The sequence below is a fragment of the Massilia sp. UYP34 genome (assembly GCF_056279385.1).
Genome location: NZ_JBWBRF010000003.1, coordinates 432340 through 448395, shown reverse-complemented (window position 1 = coordinate 448395; position 16056 = coordinate 432340). Strand labels below are relative to the sequence as shown.

Genomic DNA, 16056 nt, shown 5'->3' with positions numbered 1-16056 from the left:
AGGAAAAACCATGTCGGACAAGCCAAGCTACGGTTTCACCACCACTATATTGCACAACGATCGCCGCAAGACGATCGAGCAGGGTTCGCTGCACAAGCCGGTGCACACCTCGGTCGCCTTCGGCTATGCCGACGCACGCCAGCTGGCATCGGTGTTCCAGGGCAAGGAGCCGGGCTTTCGCTACGGCCGCCAGGGCAACCCGACGGTGTCGGCGCTGGAAGACAAGATCAGCAAGATGGAAGACGGCGTCGCCACACTGTGCTTCGGCACCGGGATGGCGGCGATCGGCGCGCTGTTCCAGGCGCTGCTCAAGGCCGGCGACCACATCGTGTCGTCGAGTTTTCTGTTCGGTAATACCAACAGCCTGTGGCAGACGGTGGCGGGCCAGGGCGTCGACGTTGCCTTCGTCGACGCCACCGACGTGGCCCAGGTGGAAGCGGCGCTGACGCCGGATACCCGCATGGTGTTCGTCGAGACCATCGCCAATCCGCGCACGCAAGTGGCGGACCTGGCCCGCATCGGCGAACTGTGCCGCGCGCGCGGCATCCTGTACGTGGTCGACAACACGATGACCACGCCCTGGCTGTTCCGTCCCAAGGACGTGCATGCGGGCCTGGTGGTCAATTCGTTGACCAAGTCGATCGGCGGCCATGGCATCGCACTGGGCGGCGCGCTGACCGACACGGGCCTGTTCGACTGGGCCGCGTACCCGAACATCGCCCCGAACTTCAGGAAGCAGACGGCAAGTGCGCAGGGTATGGCCCAGCTGCGCGCCAAGGCGCTGCGCGACTTCGGCGCCGCGCTGGGGCCGGAAGCGGCGCACCACATCGCGGTCGGCGCCGAAACGCTGGCCCTGCGCATGGAGCGTACCTGTGCCAACGCGCTGGCCCTGGCGACGATGCTGGAAGCCGACGAGCGCGTCGCCGCCGTCTATTATCCGGGCCTGGCCTCGCATCCGCAGCACGCGATCGTCGCGTCGCTGTTCCGCTCGGGCGGCTCGTTGCTGAGCTTCGAGCTGAAACCAGACATCGACCCGTTCGATGTCCTGAACCGCCTCGAATTGGCGATCCCGGCCTCGAACCTGGGCGACAACCGCACCCTGGTGATTCCGGTCGCGCACACGATCTTCTTTGAAATGGGCCCCGAGCGGCGCGCCAGCATGGGCATCGCCGAAGGCTTGATCCGGGTGTCGGTGGGCATCGAAGACACCGCCGACCTGGTCGGCGACTTCCGCCAGGCGCTGGACGCGTAAAGCCGGGTAAAACTGTCTTGATGCGGCCGGCAACTTGCCGGCCTTGTCACATTCGCGATTGAGCCCAGCCGTAAAACACGGCTATCATGGACCTTTACCAGCCCAGCCTGACGGTATGCCCATGAAACGATTCCTGTCCTGCCTGTCCCTCGCGGTGTTGTGCGCAACCGGCGGCGGCGCCTACGCCGGCGAGCTCGAGGACGCCAACGCCCTGTTCGAGAAAAAAGACTATGCGGGCGCGCTCAAGCTGTACACCAGGCTGGCCAATGCCGGCAATTCACAGGCCCAGCAGCAGCTGGGCCAGATGTACTGGTATGGCGAAGCCGGCGCGGTCGACGAAGCCAGGGCGAAGGAGTGGTTCGAGAAGTCGGCCGCCAAGGGCAACAAGATCGCCGCCGACTCGCTCGTGATCATGCAGCAGCGCGCCCTTCGTCGCGCCGAGATCGATTACTGGATCAAGGGTTACGATGGCGCCGACCTGCAGTCGGGCGAGTACCGCTGCCCGGCGCCGCGCATTCCGGCGGTGTCGAAGATCAACGAAGAGATCGAGCGCGTGAACAAGGCCGTGACCGGCTGGCAGGATTGCTACAACAAGATGGTGACCAACCTGAACGCGCAGTCGCCGCTGACCCGCCGCATCCCGCCCGACGTCGCCAAACTGATGAACAAGCAGGAAACCGAGGCCGCGACCGCCTACCTGGAGGGGGTGCGCCAGAACATCGCCGAGGGAGCGAAAGTCAATTCGAAGATGGTACTGGCCGATTTCGCCGCATGGCGCCGCGCGACCGAAGCGTTCGTGGACCAGCACAATGCGGTGATCAACAAGGCCAAGCAGTAGAGACCGCCCATAAACGTCGTTCCCGCGAAGGCGGGAACCCAAGTCCTCAGCGCCGCCACGATGGATGGACGTGGCCGGCAGCGCATGCGAACCGAGGTTCCCACCTGCGCGGGAACGACGCGCTCACGGAGATGATGTGTATCGAGATCAGTTCCAGCTGCGCATCAACCCCACCGCCAGCCCCTCGAGCGCGAACTCTTCGTCGGGCCTGACTTGGATCACCTTGAAGTCGGGGTTCTCGGGCAACAGTTCGACCAGGTCGCCCGTCTTGCGGTAGCGTTTGACGGTGACTTCCTCGCCCAGGCGGGCGACGACGATCTGGCCGTTCTTGGCGCTGTCGATTTTCTTGACCGCCAGGAAGTCGCCATCCATGATGCCGGCGTCGCGCATCGACCAGCCTTTCACCTTGAGCAGAAAGTCGGGCCGCGCCGCGAACATCGCGGTGTCGACGTTATAGGTCGCTTCGACGTGTTCTTGCGCCAGGATCGGATTGCCGGCGGCGACGCGGCCGACCAGCGGCAGCGACATCAGCGACGGCGGCGGCATGGGAATCTGCTGGGCGCTGGCGCCGACGAGGCGGATGCCGCGCGAGGTGCCCGGCGAAATCTCGATCGCGCCCTTGCGCGCCAGCGCTTGCAGGTGTTCTTCGGCCGCATTGGCCGAGCGAAAGCCCAGTTCGGCCGCGATTTCGGCGCGGGTCGGAGGGAAGCCCGTGTTCTCGATCGCTTCCTTGATCAGGTTCAGGATCTGTTCTTGCCTTGCAGTGAGCTTGAGCATAACTGTGTAATGGTTGCCGTGTGTAAATGCCGTGGTTGGATGCGATGTTGCAGCAACGGGTTGTAGCAGTAGACTGTATTTTTGTACAGTATTCCGTCATACGCAAGGGATATACACGAAAAAGCGCAAAAAAAGCGCGCTCATCGTAAAAAGTACGGATTTTGCAAGCGTAAATGTCGAGTGAGCCTGGCGCCGGCTTAAAGCGCTTGACGGCCATGTTCCCAATTTGCCCATTTCACGCTATACTAGCTGGCTGTTCCCTTCCCACACTCGTCTTGACGCCGAGGTGGGCATTTATGTAAAACGTCCTCAAGGAGTAATGCATGCGTCATTATGAAATCGTTTTTATCGTCCATCCGGACCAGAGCGAGCAAGTCCCGGCGATGATCGAGCGTTACAAGACCACGGTGACCAGCCGCGGCGGTAACATCCATCGCGTGGAAGACTGGGGCCGCCGTCAGATGGCTTACCAGATCCAGAAGCTGCCAAAAGCCCACTACATCTGCCTGAACATCGAGTGCGACAACGAGACCCTGGTCGAGCTGGAAACCGCATTCAAGTTCAATGATGCCGTTCTGCGTCATCTGACCGTCAAGATGAAGAAAGCAGAAACCGCACCGTCGCCGATGATGAAATCGGTGCAGCGCGAAGACGCAGCCAAGAGCCACCGTGCAGAAGCCGCTGCTCCTGCAGCTGCTGCTCCAGCCGCTGCCGCTGCTTAAGATTTTTTCCAGGAATTCGTAACAAGCAGTAGTAGAACCGGGTGAATCAGCTCCAGCTCGTGGCGACCATCGCCGAGCGTGATGTCCTGCGCTACACCCCGGCCGGTGTGCCGATCGTTTCAGCCGTCCTGATGCACAGTTCGCATCAACGAGAGGCAGGGATCGATCGCCTGGTCGAGTTCGAAGTCCCCGCGTTTGCCGCGGGCGAGATTTCGGGCAGGTTTGGCAGCGCCGAGCTCGGCGCCAGCTACCGCTTCGATGGCTTCCTCGCACGGAAAAATCGCAACAGCAAAGCCCTGGTGTTTCACATCATTGATTTCAGTGCCGCCTAGTTCGGCAATTTAGATATACAGGAGCCTCAAATGGCATTCGGTAAAAAGTTCGACAAAAACAAAGCTAAAGAAAAACTCAAGCGCAAGCAGCAGAACCCGCTGTTCAAGCGCAAGAAGTTCTGCCGCTTCACCGCCGCTGGCGTTGAGCAGGTTGACTACAAAGACGTCGACACCCTGAAGGACTTCGTCCAGGAAAACGGCAAGATCATGCCAGCACGTCTGACCGGCACCAAGGCGCACTACCAGCGTCAGGTCGACACCGCCATCAAGCGCGCCCGTTACCTGGCGCTGCTGCCGTACACCGACCTGCACCACGGTTAATCGTCGGTCACGACAGTCAGATATCCTGGAGATAAAACATGCAAGTTATTCTGTTGGAAAAAGTTATCAACGTCGGCAACCTGGGCGACGTCGTCAAAGTCAAGGATGGTTACGCACGTAACTTCCTGATCCCGCAAAAGATGGCCCGCCGCGCTACCGCTGGCGCCGTCGCCGAGTTCGAAGCCAAGCGCGCCGAACTGGAAAAAGCAGCCGCCGAGAAACTGGCAGCCGCCCAAACCCAGGGCGACAAGCTGAGCGGCCTGACCGTCACCATCGGCCAGAAGGCCGGCGTCGACGGCCGTCTGTTCGGTTCGGTCACCAACGCGGACATCGCCGAGGCGCTGACCAAGCAGGGCTTCCCGGTCGAAAAAGCTGCCGTTCGCATGCCGACCGGCCCGCTGAAGACCACCGGCGAATTCCCGGTTGCAGTCGCCCTGCACACCGACGTCGTGTCGGAAATCATCATCGCTGTCGTAGGCGAAGCTGCCTGAGCGAATGCTGGATTGACGTAAAAGCAGTGCACGAAAAAGCCGGGATCTCCCGGCTTTTTTGCTTCTGAAACTCACCAATTATGACAGCCGTGTGACAGGAGAAGGTATAATGCCGCCCATGAACGCAGCACCCTCAGACCCGCAGATCGAAGCCCTGCGCATCCCCCCGCATTCCATCGAAGCAGAGCAATCCGTCATCGGCGGGCTGCTGCGCGATAACGCCGCCTGGGACCGCATCGCCGACTTCATGCATGCGGAAGACTTCTACCGTTACGATCACCGCATCATTTTCGAACAGATGGTCCGCCTGATCAACGCCGGCAAGCCGGCCGACGTGATCACGGTCTATGAAGCCTGCAACCAGCTCGGCAAGGCCGAGGAAGTGGGGGGCTTGCAATACCTGAACGCGATGGCGCAGAACACGCCGTCGGCCGCCAATATCCGCCGCTACGCCGAGATCGTGCGCGACCGCGGCATCCTGCGCCAGCTGATCACCGTCGCCGACGAGATTTCCGGCAATGCCTTCAATCCGCAGGGCAAGGAAGTCAAGCAGATGCTGGACGAGGCGGAGTCAAAAATCTTCGCCATCGCCGAACAGGGCGCCAGGGGCGCCCAGGGCTGGCTCGCGGTGCAGCCGCTGCTGACCCAGGTGGTCGAGCGCATCGACGAACTGTACTCGCGCGAGAACCAGGGCGAGATCACGGGCGTGCCGACCGGATTCATCGACCTCGACCGGATGACCTCCGGCCTGCAGCCGGGCGACCTGGTCATCGTCGCCGGCCGTCCGTCGATGGGCAAGACCGCATTCTCGGTGAACATCGGCGAGAACGTCGCGATCGAGGCCGGCCTGCCGGTCGCCGTGTTCTCGATGGAGATGGGCGGCACCCAGCTGGCCATGCGTATGCTCGGCTCGGTCGGGCAGCTCGACCAGCACCGCCTGCGTACCGGCCGCCTGCACGACGAGGACTGGCCGCGCCTGACGCACGCCATCCAGAAGATGAACGACGCCCAGCTGTACATCGACGAAACGCCCGCGTTGAACCCGATCGAGATGCGCGCGCGGGCCCGCCGCCTGGCGCGCCAGTGCGGCAAGCTCGGCCTGATTATCGTCGACTACCTGCAGTTGATGCAGGGTTCGAAGGCGGGCGACAACCGCGCCTCCGAGATCTCGGAGATCTCGCGCTCGCTCAAGGGCCTGGCCAAAGAGCTGCAGTGCCCCGTGATCGCGCTGTCGCAGCTGAACCGCTCGCTGGAACAACGTCCCAACAAGCGTCCCGTGATGTCCGACCTGCGCGAATCCGGCGCTATCGAGCAGGATGCGGACGTGATCATCTTCCTGTACCGCGACGAAGTCTACAACCCGGATTCGCCGGACAAGGGCACCGCCGAGATCATCATCGGCAAGCAGCGTAATGGCCCGATCGGAGCGATTCGCCTGACCTGGATTGGCCAATACACCAAGTTTGGCAATTACAGCGGCAACCTGTCGGTCTACCAGGGCGACTAAGATTCTACGCCGCATACCGCGGCCGGCGTCACGCCGCATACCAAGCCGTCGCTTTTCCCGGAGCGTCGGCAAATACCGAGAGAAAAACGGAGAAAAATAATGTTTGGACGCTTTTTGCCTAAAGAAGGCAATTTCTTTGAACTGTTCAACCAGCACGCGGCCTTGTGCGTGAAGGGTGCCCATGAAATGGTCGGCCTGATGACCAATTTCGACGATCTGGAAACCCGCACCCATGCGGTCGAAACGATCGAAAAGCAGGCCGACAAGATCACCTACGCCACGGTCGACCTGCTGCACAAGACCTTCATTACTCCCCTTGATCGCGACGACATCCACAAGCTGATCACGCGCATGGACGACATCCTGGACATGATGGAAGACGCGGCCCAGACCGTGTCGCTGTACGACCTGCACGCGGTCACGCCGGAAGCGAAACGCCTGGCCGAGCTGTGCCTGTCGTGCTGCCTGAAGGTGCAGGAAGCGGTGTCGATGCTGCACGATATGGACAACGCGCCGAAGATCGTCGCCATCTGCGAAGAGATCGACCGCTTCGAGTCGGACGCCGACCACGTGATGCGCGCCGCCATGTCCAAGCTGTTCCGCGACGAGCCGGACGTGCGCAACCTGATCAAGATGAAGGCGATCTACGAGATCCTGGAAACCGTGACCGACCGCTGCGAAGACGTGGCCAACATCATCGAAGGCATCATCGTCGAGAACGCGTAAGCGTCGTTCGAGCGGAACAACCATGGATACTCTCAACATCAGCATTTACGTGCTGGGCGGGCTGGTGGTGCTGGCACTCGTCTTCGACTTCATGAACGGCTTCCACGATTCGGCGAACTCGATCGCCACCGTCGTGTCGACCGGCGTCCTGAAGCCGCAGCATGCCGTCGCGATGGCCGCCTTCTTCAACTTCATCGCGATCTTCGTGGTCAACATGAAGGTGGCGCAGACCATCGGCAAGGGCACCATCGACCCGCACATCGTCGATCACTACGTGATCTTCGGCGCCCTGGTCGGCGCCATCACCTGGAACCTGATCACCTGGTACTACGGCATCCCGTCCTCGTCCTCGCACGCCCTGATCGGCGGCCTGGTCGGCGCCGCGGTGGCCAAGGCCGGCACCGGCTCGCTCATTTCCGGCGGCCTGCTCAAGACCGTCGCCTTCATCGTGGTCGCGCCGCTGCTGGGCTTTGCGCTCGGATCGATCATCATGCTGATCGTGGCCTGGGTGTTCGTCAAGGCGACGCCGCGCAAGGTCGACGGCCTGTTCCGGAAGCTCCAGCTGGTCTCGGCCGCGGCCTATTCGCTGGGCCACGGCGGCAACGATGCGCAGAAAACCATGGGCATCATCTGGATGCTGCTGATCGCCGCCGGCTACGTCAGCGCCAGCGACGCCCATCCGCCGGCCTGGGTCATCATCTCGTGCTACGCCGCGATCGCCTTCGGCACGCTGTTCGGCGGCTGGCGCATCGTCAAGACCATGGGCCAGAAGATCACCAAGCTCAAACCGGTGGGCGGCTTCTGCGCCGAGACCGGCGGCGCGATGACGCTCCTGATGTCGAGCGCCTTCGGCATCCCGGTGTCGACCACCCACACCATCACCGGCGCAATCGTCGGCGTGGGCGCCGCGCAGAAGGCCTCGGCCGTGCGCTGGGGCGTGGCCGGCAACATCGTGTGGGCGTGGGTCTTCACCATTCCGGCGTCGGCGTTCATCGCCGCGGTGGCGTGGTGGATCGGCACCCACATCATGTGATGGACGCGTTGAGCGCATGATGCGAAGCGGAGCCGGTGGCGCTAATACCGTCAAGTTAAGCTGCTGAGCTAGCCGTCAAATACGTCGTCCCCGCGCAGGCGGGGACCCAAGTTCTGCAAACGTCGTCGAAACGCTTGCAAGATTGGGTCCCCACCTTCGTGGGGAGTCGTTACTGCCAGTGGCAGTAACGACGTTTTTACGCTAACTCAAGAAGACTTTCGCCTTGCGCGGTCTACCCGAGATCGACTTCCAGCCCCTCGTAGGCCAGGAACACCTGCAAGCCATCGAGCCGCCCCGCGTAGCGCGCCATCACCTCGGCAAACACCGCTTCGAGTTCGTCGTCCCCGCGCGTCGGCTCGTGGTGCGTGCAGTACAGCGCGCGCGCGCCCACCCGCAGCGCCATCTCGAGCGCGCCGTCGAAGGTGCCGTGGCCCCAGCCCCGCCGGGACGGGTATTCCTCGCGCGTATAGGAGCAGTCGACGATCAGGGCGTCCACGCCACGCATGACGGCGTCCATGCTGCGTTCGCGCTCGCGCAGGTGTTCCTCGCAGGCGGCGTGTGCGCCGCTGCCGTCCGGGTGCGGGCAGGGCTCATGGTCGCCGGTGAAGAACAGCGACTTGCCGTTGCAGTCGATGCGGTAGCCTAGGTTGAGCACCGGATGGTTCATCGCCACGTTCGACACCACGGCGTCTTCCAGCGCGATCGGGGTCCCGATCCCGAGCGTGCGGTAGTCGAGGGTGGCGCCCATCTGCGCTTCGCCCACCGGAAAATAGCTGTTCTGCAGCTGGACGTTCATCACGTGCTCGATGCCGTGGCCCGTGGTTTCGTCGTGGGCGCCGTGCAGGCGCACCCGGTTGCCCTTGACGAACAGGGGCGTGAAGAAGGGCAGGCCGTGGATGTGGTCCCAGTGGCTGTGGGTGATGAAGATATTGGCGGCCACCGGCCCTTGCTGGGCCAGGTGCTGGGCCAGCGGAAACAGCCCGGTGCCGCCATCCAGGATCAGTAGGGCGCCGGCGTCGGTGCGCACTTCGATGCAGGTGGTATTGCCGCCGTAGCGCGCGGTGCGCGGGCCCGGCGACGGGATCGATCCACGCACTCCCCAGAACCGGAACTTCATTGCAAGCCTCCCGTCACGATCGCTCAGTTTTATTCTATACAGCCGAGATCATAACGGTATGTATCCTTCCGGCATAGGCGTGAATGAACGCACAGTCTTTGCGCCGGCTCAGGCATCGGCTGCGTCGCGCATGCGCCGCAGCAGCAGTTCGCGCTCGCTGGCGTTGGCGGTGAGCGCGGCCGCGCGCGCGAATTCGGCGCGCGCCTCCGGCCGGCGGCCGAGCTTGAACAGCAGGTCGCCGCGCACGCTCGGCAGCCAGTGATAGCCGTCCAGCCGGCCGTCCGCCAGCAGCCGGTCGGCCAGCGCCAGGCCGGCCGCGAGGCCGTCGGCCATGCCCACCGCCACCGCGCGGTTCAGTTCGACGACGGGCGAGGGCTGGACCACGGCCAGTTCGTCGTACAGATCGGCGATGCGGCGCCAGTCGGTCAGGTCAACGCGGTGGGCGCGCGCGTGGCAGGCGGCGATCTCGGCCTGCAGCACGTAGGGGCCGCGTGGCACCGCGATGCGCGCGGCGCGCGCGAGGGCGGCCAGGCCGCGCCGGACCAGCACGCCATCCCAGCGTGCGCGGTCCTGGTCGAGCAGCAGCACCGGGCGCCTGGCCGAATCAAGGCGCGCCGCCATGCGCGACGCCTGCAGCTCCATCAGCGCCACCAGGCCGTGCACCTCGGGTTCGTTCGGCGCCAGCTCGGCCAGGATGCGGCCCAGGCGCAGCGCCTCGTCGACCAGGGCCGGGCGCATCCAGTCGGCGCCGGCGGTGGCGGCATAGCCTTCGTTGAAGATCAGGTAGACCGCCTCCAGCACGGCGCCGAGGCGCTCGCCCAGTTCGGCGGGCGGCGGCAGCGCGAACGCCACCTTCGCTTCGCCCAGGGTGCGCTTGGCGCGCACGATGCGCTGGGCGATGGTGCTCTCGGGAACCAGGAAGGCGCGCGCGATCTCGGCGGTGGCCAGGCCGCCCAGCAGCTTGAGCGTCAGCGCCAGGCGCGCGTCGAGCGACAGCACCGGGTGGCAGGCGGCGAACATCAGGCGCAGCAGGTCGTCCTTGACCACGCTGCTGCGCCTGGCGTCGAGGTCGTCCACGAAATCCGGCACCGTCAGCTCCTCCCGGGCTCCGAGGTCGAGGCCGATCCGTTCCAGCTTCTGGCGCAGGCTGCGGTCGCGTCGCAGCAGGTCGACGGCGCCGTTGCGCGCCGTCGTGAGCAGCCAGGCGCCGGGACGGTCGGGGATGCCGTCGCGTGGCCAGCGTTCCAGCGCCGCCACCAGGGCGTCCTGGGCCAGCTCCTCGGCCAGCCCGACGTCGCGCACGATGCGCGCGACGCTGGCGACGATGCGGCCGGATTCGATCCGCCACACCGCCGCGATGGTGTCCTCGACCTTGCCTGTCATTCGCGCGTCATTGCCCTTCATCGGTCCTGAGCGGCTTTCCTCTCACGCTTGTTGTGCACGCATGCGTTCGATGGTCTCGCTCGGCGCGAAGTCGTCCAGTTCGAACAGCTGGCGCACCTCGATCTCGGCTTCCAGGCCCGGGCCGCGTGGGTTGGGGAAGCGGCGCGTCCATTCGAGCGCCTCCTCGCGCGAACGGACCTGGATCAGGGTATAGCCGGCGATCAGCTCGCGGGTTTCGGTAAACGGGCCGTCGACGACGCGCCGCTCGCCGCCTTCGTAGCGGATGCGCCAGCCCTGGCTGCTCGGCTTGAGCCCATTGCCGTCGAGGAGGACGCCGGCGCGCGCCAGCTCCTGGTGGTAGTCGTTCATTTCGGCAAGCAGCGGCTCTTGCGGCATCTCTCCGGCTTCGGACGCGGCGCTGGCCTTGACGATGATCATGAATCGCATGGTGTTCTCCTGTGGTGGTGAGCGGCCCGCGGCAGCGGGCCTTGCATGGTCCACGACGAACGGCGCTTACCGTTTTCGACACCCCCGGCAAAAAAATATCGACGCCGTCGTCTAGCGCATGAAGCAGGGCGCCAGCGCGCGTACCTCGACCATGGCCCATTCGGCGGCCGGGCACTCGGCGGCCAGCCGCACCGCCTCGTCGCGCGAGTCGACGTCGACCATGAAGAAGCCGCCCACCATTTCCTTGGCCTCGGCGAACGGGCCGTCGACGATGCGCGCCTTGCCGGCCGGGCCGCTCACCCGCACCGCGCTGTCGAGCGACGCCAGTGACTCGGCCGCCAGCAGCAGGCCGCGCGCCTTCAGGTCGTCGCCCCAGCGCAGCATGCGCTCGTAGGCGGCGCGTCCTTCGGCTTCGCTGCGGGTCGCGCGCTGGCCGATGGGCTCGTGGATGAGCAGCATGTGGGGCATGGGGTCTCCTGTGGGCGAGGTGGGTCCGGACGCGTGGACGGCGCAGCCGTTCCTCCTATGGTAGCGCTGTTTGCGATTCAGGCAAAAAAAACGCCCGCCGGTGAGGGCGGGCGTTGGGGGCACTGCCGCCTCGTGCAGGCGGCGCGCGCCGTTACAGCACGTCGCTGGCGTGGTCGGCCAGGCGCGAGCGTTCGCCGCGCGCCAGGGTCACGTGGCCGCCGTGGTTCCAGCCCTTGAAGCGGTCGACCACATAGGTCAGGCCGCTCGAACCCTCGGTGAGGTATGGCGTGTCGATCTGCGCGATATTGCCCAGGCACAGGATCTTGGTGCCGGGACCGGCGCGCGTGACCAGGGTCTTCATCTGCTTCGGCGTCAGGTTCTGCGCCTCGTCGATGATGAGGAACTTGTTCACGAAGGTGCGACCGCGCATGAAGTTGAGCGACTTGATCTTGATGCGCGAGCGGATCAGGTCTTGCGTGGCGGCGCGGCCCCAGTCGCCGGCGTCGCCGTCCGACTTCATCAGCACCTCCAGGTTGTCGTCGAAGGCGCCCATCCATGGCGACATCTTTTCTTCCTCGGTGCCCGGCAGGAAGCCGATGTCCTCGCCCACCGGCACCGTGACGCGGGTGACGATGATCTCGTTGTAGAGCTTGGTCTCCAGCACCTGCGCCAGGCCGGCCGCCAGCGCCAGCAGGGTTTTACCCGTACCGGCCTGGCCCAGCAGGGTGACGAAGTCGACCTCGGGGTTCATCAACAGATTGAGGGCGAAGTTCTGCTCGCGGTTGCGCGCCGTGATGCCCCACACGTTGTTCTTGTTGTGGCTGTAATCGCGCAGGGTCTGCAGCACGGCGGTCTTGCCGTTGATCGACTTGACCTGCGCGTACAGTGGCGACTGGCCATCCTTCGGCTCGAGGAACACGAACTGGTTTACCAGCAGGGTCGGGATCACGGGGCCGGTGACGCGGTAATAGGTCGCCGAGCTGCCGTTCTTGTTCTCTTGCCAGGATTCGACGTCCTTGCCGTGCTTGTCCCAGAAATCGTCCGGCAGCTGGACGATGCCCGAGTACAGCAAATCCGTGTCTTCCAGCACGTGGTCGTTGAAGTAATCCTCGGCCGGCAGGCCGATGGCGCGCGCCTTGATGCGCATGTTGATGTCTTTCGACACCAGCACGATGGCGCGGCCCGCCATCTGCTCTTCGAGCGCGCGCACGACGCCCAGGATCTGGTTGTCGGCCTTGCCAGCCGGCAGACCCTCGGGCAGGGCGGCGCTGTTCAGCCGGGTCTGGAACAGGAGGCGCCCCTTGGCATCCTTGTTGCCCAGCTTGGACAGCGCAATGCCGGACTCGATGGCGTCATCGTCGACGTTGGCGATCAGGGCGTCGAGCGTGCGTGAAACCTGGCGCGCGTTGCGCGCGACCTCGGACATGCCCTTCTTGTGGTTGTCCAGTTCCTCGAGCGTCATCATCGGCAGATAGACGTCGTGCTCTTCGAAGCGGAACAGTGAGGACGGATCGTGCATCAGCACATTGGTGTCGAGCACGAACACCTTGGTGGCGCCGGAGCGGTCGGCCTTGCGGCTGGTGGACGACTTGATGGTGACTTCGACCGGCTTGTGCTTGGCCGGATGCGGTTGATCGGCGTCGGTCTCGCGCAGCTTGGCTTGCACAGGAGCGGCTTCAGGCCAGTTCTGCTTGCCTTGCTTGCCGCTCTTGCGGGCCGGTTGCCCCGCCTCGGCGGCCACGGCTGGCACGGCTGCGACGGGTTTGGCCGCCGCGGGCGCTTGCGCCGCGGCGAGGGTGTCTTGTGCCTTGCGGCGTGCGCGCGATTTCGGCGTCGGCACGGCCTGGCCGCTGATCAGGTCCTCGACGTCGTCATTGGCCTGGGCCGAGACGGGACGTACCGGCGATTTGCCGGGTTCGGCCTTGGGGTAATCTTTTGCCAGCAGCATGGTCGCTGGCTGGGTAGGCATCTTTGGCAGTGGCATCAGGTTCTCAATCTAAAAAAAGTCTGGATGGCCGTGCGCGCGCGGGCCACGTGGCGCGCTGCCGCACGGAGTCGATGCTACTAACGGGAGTGGCGGGTGCGCCGCCGGATAGACTGCGAAGGAAAATGTCTGCAGTAAGGCCGAGCCTGGAAATGCTCCGGCCCGGCGGGAAACCAGATTGGAAGGATGTGGATGAATTACGGGTTGACTCAAAATAAAGGATAGCGATCCAGCAGGTTGAACGAACTGGAGCCATCCGTAATTCAGGGCTGGCTCTTCAAAAATTCCAGCACTTCGGTGACGTGATCATTGACTTTCACGCCACGCCATTCTTTCACCAATCGGCCTTGAGCGTCAATGACAAACGTACTGCGCTCGATTCCACGCACTTGTTTGCCATACATGTTTTTCATCTTCATGACATTGAATTGCGTGCAGACGGTTTCGTCCGGATCGGAGATCAGTTCGAAGGGCAGGCCCAGCTTGGCCTTGAAATTCTCGTGCGAGCGCAGCGAATCGCGGCTCAGGCCATAGATCTCGGCGCCCAGCGCCTGGTACTCGGGCCAGGCTTCGCGAAAGGCGATGCTCTCGGTCGTGCAGCCCGGCGTATTGTCTTTGGGGTAGAAGTACAGCACGGTGTACCTGGCGGGACGGCCAAGCAGCTCGAAGGTCTGGCCACCGGTCATCGGGGCGGAAAATGGTGCGATGGTTGCTTGGCTCTCGGCCACGGGCTTCTCCTGGGCAGTGACAGCGCACTGCGCTGCAAATATTTACCTCCCGGCGCATGGTGGCGGGGAGCGGCACTGCATGATAATCCGGCCATGCCACCTGCCGCTAGTGTCCGGCTGGACAGAATCGCACTATTTATGTGCTTGATGAAACGTTTCTGCCGACGATCCCGTCGATTCGGGCCGTGGTTCAGGCGCCGGCGTCGATGATCAGGGCCAGCGTGACCTTGCGGCCTTCGCCCATCAGCACGTTATAGGTGCGGCAGGCGGCCTGGCTGTCCATGCTTTCGACGCCGACGTGCATGGCCGACAGGCTGGCCACCAGGCGCGGGTGCACGAAGCGCTGGCGCTCGCCGGTGCCGAGGATGACGACGTCCGGCGCGTCCTTCGCGATCTCCTCGAAGTGGGCGGCGGTCAGGTCGTCGAAGCGGGTCACGTTCCACGGCCGCGGCGGGATCTCCGGGAGCACCGTCAGGCTGTAATTGAAACGCTCGGCATTGATTTCCACGCCCGAGGCGTCATAGCCGGTCACGGTCTGGTATTGTTGAGTGTTGTCGGAATGAAGCTTCATGGCGTTTGCTGGATCGGGTGTGCTAACAAGGGCCCATTGTAACCGGATCGGCAAGGTTGCTTAAACGGGGCGCTTTCGGCAGAATGGTATTTTTTCGCACTGCAACAGAGCACGCTTACACCCAGAGGAAATTTTGAGACCGATCGCCAAATCGAACAAGCTCGACGACGTCTGCTACGAAATCCGCGGACCGGCCCTGGAGAAGGCGCGCCAGATGGAAGAAGACGGCCAGAAGATCATCAAGCTCAACATCGGCAACCTCGCCGTGTTCGGCTTCGATGCGCCGGACGAGATCGTCAGCGACATGATCCGCAATATGCACGGCGCCGCCGGCTATACCGACTCCAAGGGCATGTTCGCGCCGCGCAAGGCCGTCATGCATTACACGCAAGAGAAAAACATCGTCGGCGTGGGCATAGACGACATCTACCTGGGCAATGGCGCCTCGGAGCTGATCGTGATGTCGATGCAGGGCCTCCTGAACAACGGCGACGAAGTGCTGGTGCCGGCGCCCGACTACCCGCTGTGGACCGCGGCCGTGAGCCTGGCCGGCGGCGCGCCGGTGCACTACGTGTGCGACGAACAGTCCGACTGGCTGCCCGACATCGAGGACATGCGGCGGAAAATCACGCCGAACACGCGCGCGATCGTCGTCATCAACCCGAACAACCCGACCGGCGCCCTGTATCCACGCGAAGTGCTGCTCGACATCATCGAGCTGGCGCGCCAGCACCAGTTGATCGTCTACGCCGACGAGATCTACGACAAGACCCTGTACGATGGCGCGGAGCACGTCTCGATCGCCTCGCTGGCCGACGACGTGCTGTTCGTGACCCTCAACGGCCTGTCGAAGAACTACCGTTCCTGCGGCTACCGCGCCGGCTGGATGGTGGTCTCGGGCGAGAAGCGCCATGCGAAGGGCTATATCGAAGGCCTGAACATCCTGGCCTCGATGCGCCTGTGCGCCAATGCGCCGGGCCAGTTCGCCATCCAGACCGCGCTCGGCGGGCACCAGAGCATCAAAGACCTGGTGGGGCCGGGCGGGCGCCTCCTGAAACAGCGCGACCTCGCGCATAAATTGCTTACCGAAATACCGGGTGTGTCCTGCGTCAAGCCAAAAGCCGCGCTCTACATGTTCCCGCGCCTCGATCCGAAGATGTATCCGATCACGGACGACCAGCAGTTCATCTGCGAACTGCTGTCCGAGGAAAAAGTGCTGCTGGTGCAAGGCACCGGCTTCAACTGGATTGCCCCGGACCATTTCCGGCTGGTGTTCCTGCCCAATTCCGACGACCTGACCGACGCTTGCGGACGCATTGCGCGCTTCCTCGACGGTTACCGACGACGCCACGCCTGAAC

General features: G+C 63.8%; 18 protein-coding genes. 10 read left to right on the top strand and 8 right to left on the bottom strand.

Annotated elements, in window-relative coordinates; all coding sequences use genetic code 11:
• Window positions 1–10 precede the first annotated feature (10 nt).
• Together ACZ9AQ_RS08685 and ACZ9AQ_RS08680 are read left to right on the top strand one after the other, a co-directional pair.
• Window positions 11–1252, top strand: coding sequence for a cystathionine gamma-synthase family protein (locus ACZ9AQ_RS08685; protein ID WP_429203355.1), 1242 nt, complete (start codon window positions 11–13; stop codon window positions 1250–1252).
• 121 nt (window positions 1253–1373) lie between these two features.
• Window positions 1374–2090 carry a tetratricopeptide repeat protein gene (locus tag ACZ9AQ_RS08680; RefSeq protein WP_429203354.1) on the top strand — a complete coding sequence of 239 codons (717 nt, stop codon included), beginning with the start codon at window positions 1374–1376 and terminating at the stop codon, window positions 2088–2090.
• A 147-nt stretch (window positions 2091–2237) separates the two neighbouring features.
• Here ACZ9AQ_RS08680 and lexA read toward each other — a convergent pair whose 3' ends face one another.
• Window positions 2238–2867 (bottom strand): transcriptional repressor LexA, encoded by a 630-nt coding sequence (gene lexA, locus ACZ9AQ_RS08675; protein WP_429203353.1) that lies wholly within the window; start codon window positions 2865–2867, stop codon window positions 2238–2240.
• Window positions 2868–3190: 323 nt separating this feature from the next.
• Here lexA and rpsF point away from each other — a divergent pair, with 323 nt between their 5' ends.
• The 7 genes from rpsF to ACZ9AQ_RS08640 all read left to right on the top strand — a co-directional run bounded on the left by rpsF (window position 3191) and on the right by ACZ9AQ_RS08640 (window position 7999).
• Window positions 3191–3589, top strand: coding sequence for a 30S ribosomal protein S6 (gene rpsF, locus ACZ9AQ_RS08670; RefSeq protein WP_123070735.1), 399 nt, complete (start codon window positions 3191–3193; stop codon window positions 3587–3589).
• Window positions 3590–3630: 41 nt separating this feature from the next.
• Window positions 3631–3921 carry a primosomal replication protein N gene (priB, locus tag ACZ9AQ_RS08665; protein WP_292031355.1) on the top strand — a complete coding sequence of 97 codons (291 nt, stop codon included), beginning with the start codon at window positions 3631–3633 and terminating at the stop codon, window positions 3919–3921.
• Between the two features lie 30 nt (window positions 3922–3951).
• Window positions 3952–4242: a 30S ribosomal protein S18 gene (gene rpsR, locus ACZ9AQ_RS08660; protein ID WP_005666071.1), complete on the top strand. Its 291-nt coding sequence runs from the start codon at window positions 3952–3954 to the stop codon at window positions 4240–4242.
• A 38-nt stretch (window positions 4243–4280) separates the two neighbouring features.
• On the top strand, window positions 4281–4733 hold the full coding sequence (gene rplI / locus ACZ9AQ_RS08655; protein WP_429203352.1) for a 50S ribosomal protein L9: 453 nt from the start codon (window positions 4281–4283) through the stop codon (window positions 4731–4733).
• 109 nt (window positions 4734–4842) lie between these two features.
• Window positions 4843–6240, top strand: a complete 1398-nt coding sequence (locus ACZ9AQ_RS08650; protein WP_429203351.1) for a replicative DNA helicase — start codon at window positions 4843–4845, stop codon at window positions 6238–6240.
• 99 nt (window positions 6241–6339) lie between these two features.
• Window positions 6340–6966, top strand: coding sequence for a DUF47 domain-containing protein (locus ACZ9AQ_RS08645; protein ID WP_005666076.1), 627 nt, complete (start codon window positions 6340–6342; stop codon window positions 6964–6966).
• Window positions 6967–6988: 22 nt separating this feature from the next.
• Complete coding sequence (locus ACZ9AQ_RS08640) at window positions 6989–7999, top strand: inorganic phosphate transporter (RefSeq protein WP_429203350.1); 1011 nt, start codon at window positions 6989–6991, stop codon at window positions 7997–7999.
• Between the two features lie 232 nt (window positions 8000–8231).
• On the opposite strand, the gene ACZ9AQ_RS08635 is transcribed toward ACZ9AQ_RS08640, so the two are convergent.
• The 7 genes from ACZ9AQ_RS08635 to ACZ9AQ_RS08605 all read right to left on the bottom strand — a co-directional run bounded on the left by ACZ9AQ_RS08635 (window position 8232) and on the right by ACZ9AQ_RS08605 (window position 14697).
• Window positions 8232–9116 (bottom strand): MBL fold metallo-hydrolase, encoded by an 885-nt coding sequence (locus ACZ9AQ_RS08635; RefSeq protein WP_429203349.1) that lies wholly within the window; start codon window positions 9114–9116, stop codon window positions 8232–8234.
• A 108-nt stretch (window positions 9117–9224) separates the two neighbouring features.
• Window positions 9225–10520, bottom strand: coding sequence for an RNA polymerase sigma factor (locus ACZ9AQ_RS08630; protein ID WP_429203348.1), 1296 nt, complete (start codon window positions 10518–10520; stop codon window positions 9225–9227).
• Between the two features lie 21 nt (window positions 10521–10541).
• Window positions 10542–10946 carry a YciI family protein gene (locus ACZ9AQ_RS08625; RefSeq protein WP_429203347.1) on the bottom strand — a complete coding sequence of 135 codons (405 nt, stop codon included), beginning with the start codon at window positions 10944–10946 and terminating at the stop codon, window positions 10542–10544.
• Window positions 10947–11057: 111 nt separating this feature from the next.
• Complete coding sequence (locus tag ACZ9AQ_RS08620) at window positions 11058–11414, bottom strand: YciI family protein (protein ID WP_429203346.1); 357 nt, start codon at window positions 11412–11414, stop codon at window positions 11058–11060.
• A gap of 151 nt (window positions 11415–11565) precedes the next feature.
• A complete protein-coding gene (locus ACZ9AQ_RS08615) occupies window positions 11566–13398 on the bottom strand; it encodes a PhoH family protein (protein ID WP_429203345.1) in 1833 nt (610 codons plus the stop codon).
• A 263-nt stretch (window positions 13399–13661) separates the two neighbouring features.
• Window positions 13662–14126, bottom strand: coding sequence for a peroxiredoxin (locus ACZ9AQ_RS08610; protein WP_429203344.1), 465 nt, complete (start codon window positions 14124–14126; stop codon window positions 13662–13664).
• 190 nt (window positions 14127–14316) lie between these two features.
• Entirely contained in the window at window positions 14317–14697 is a 381-nt protein-coding gene (locus ACZ9AQ_RS08605; protein WP_429203343.1) for an Mth938-like domain-containing protein, read from the bottom strand.
• A 133-nt stretch (window positions 14698–14830) separates the two neighbouring features.
• Between ACZ9AQ_RS08605 and ACZ9AQ_RS08600 the strand changes: the two genes are divergently transcribed.
• Entirely contained in the window at window positions 14831–16054 is a 1224-nt protein-coding gene (locus tag ACZ9AQ_RS08600; RefSeq protein WP_429203342.1) for a pyridoxal phosphate-dependent aminotransferase, read from the top strand.
• Window positions 16055–16056 lie beyond the last annotated feature (2 nt).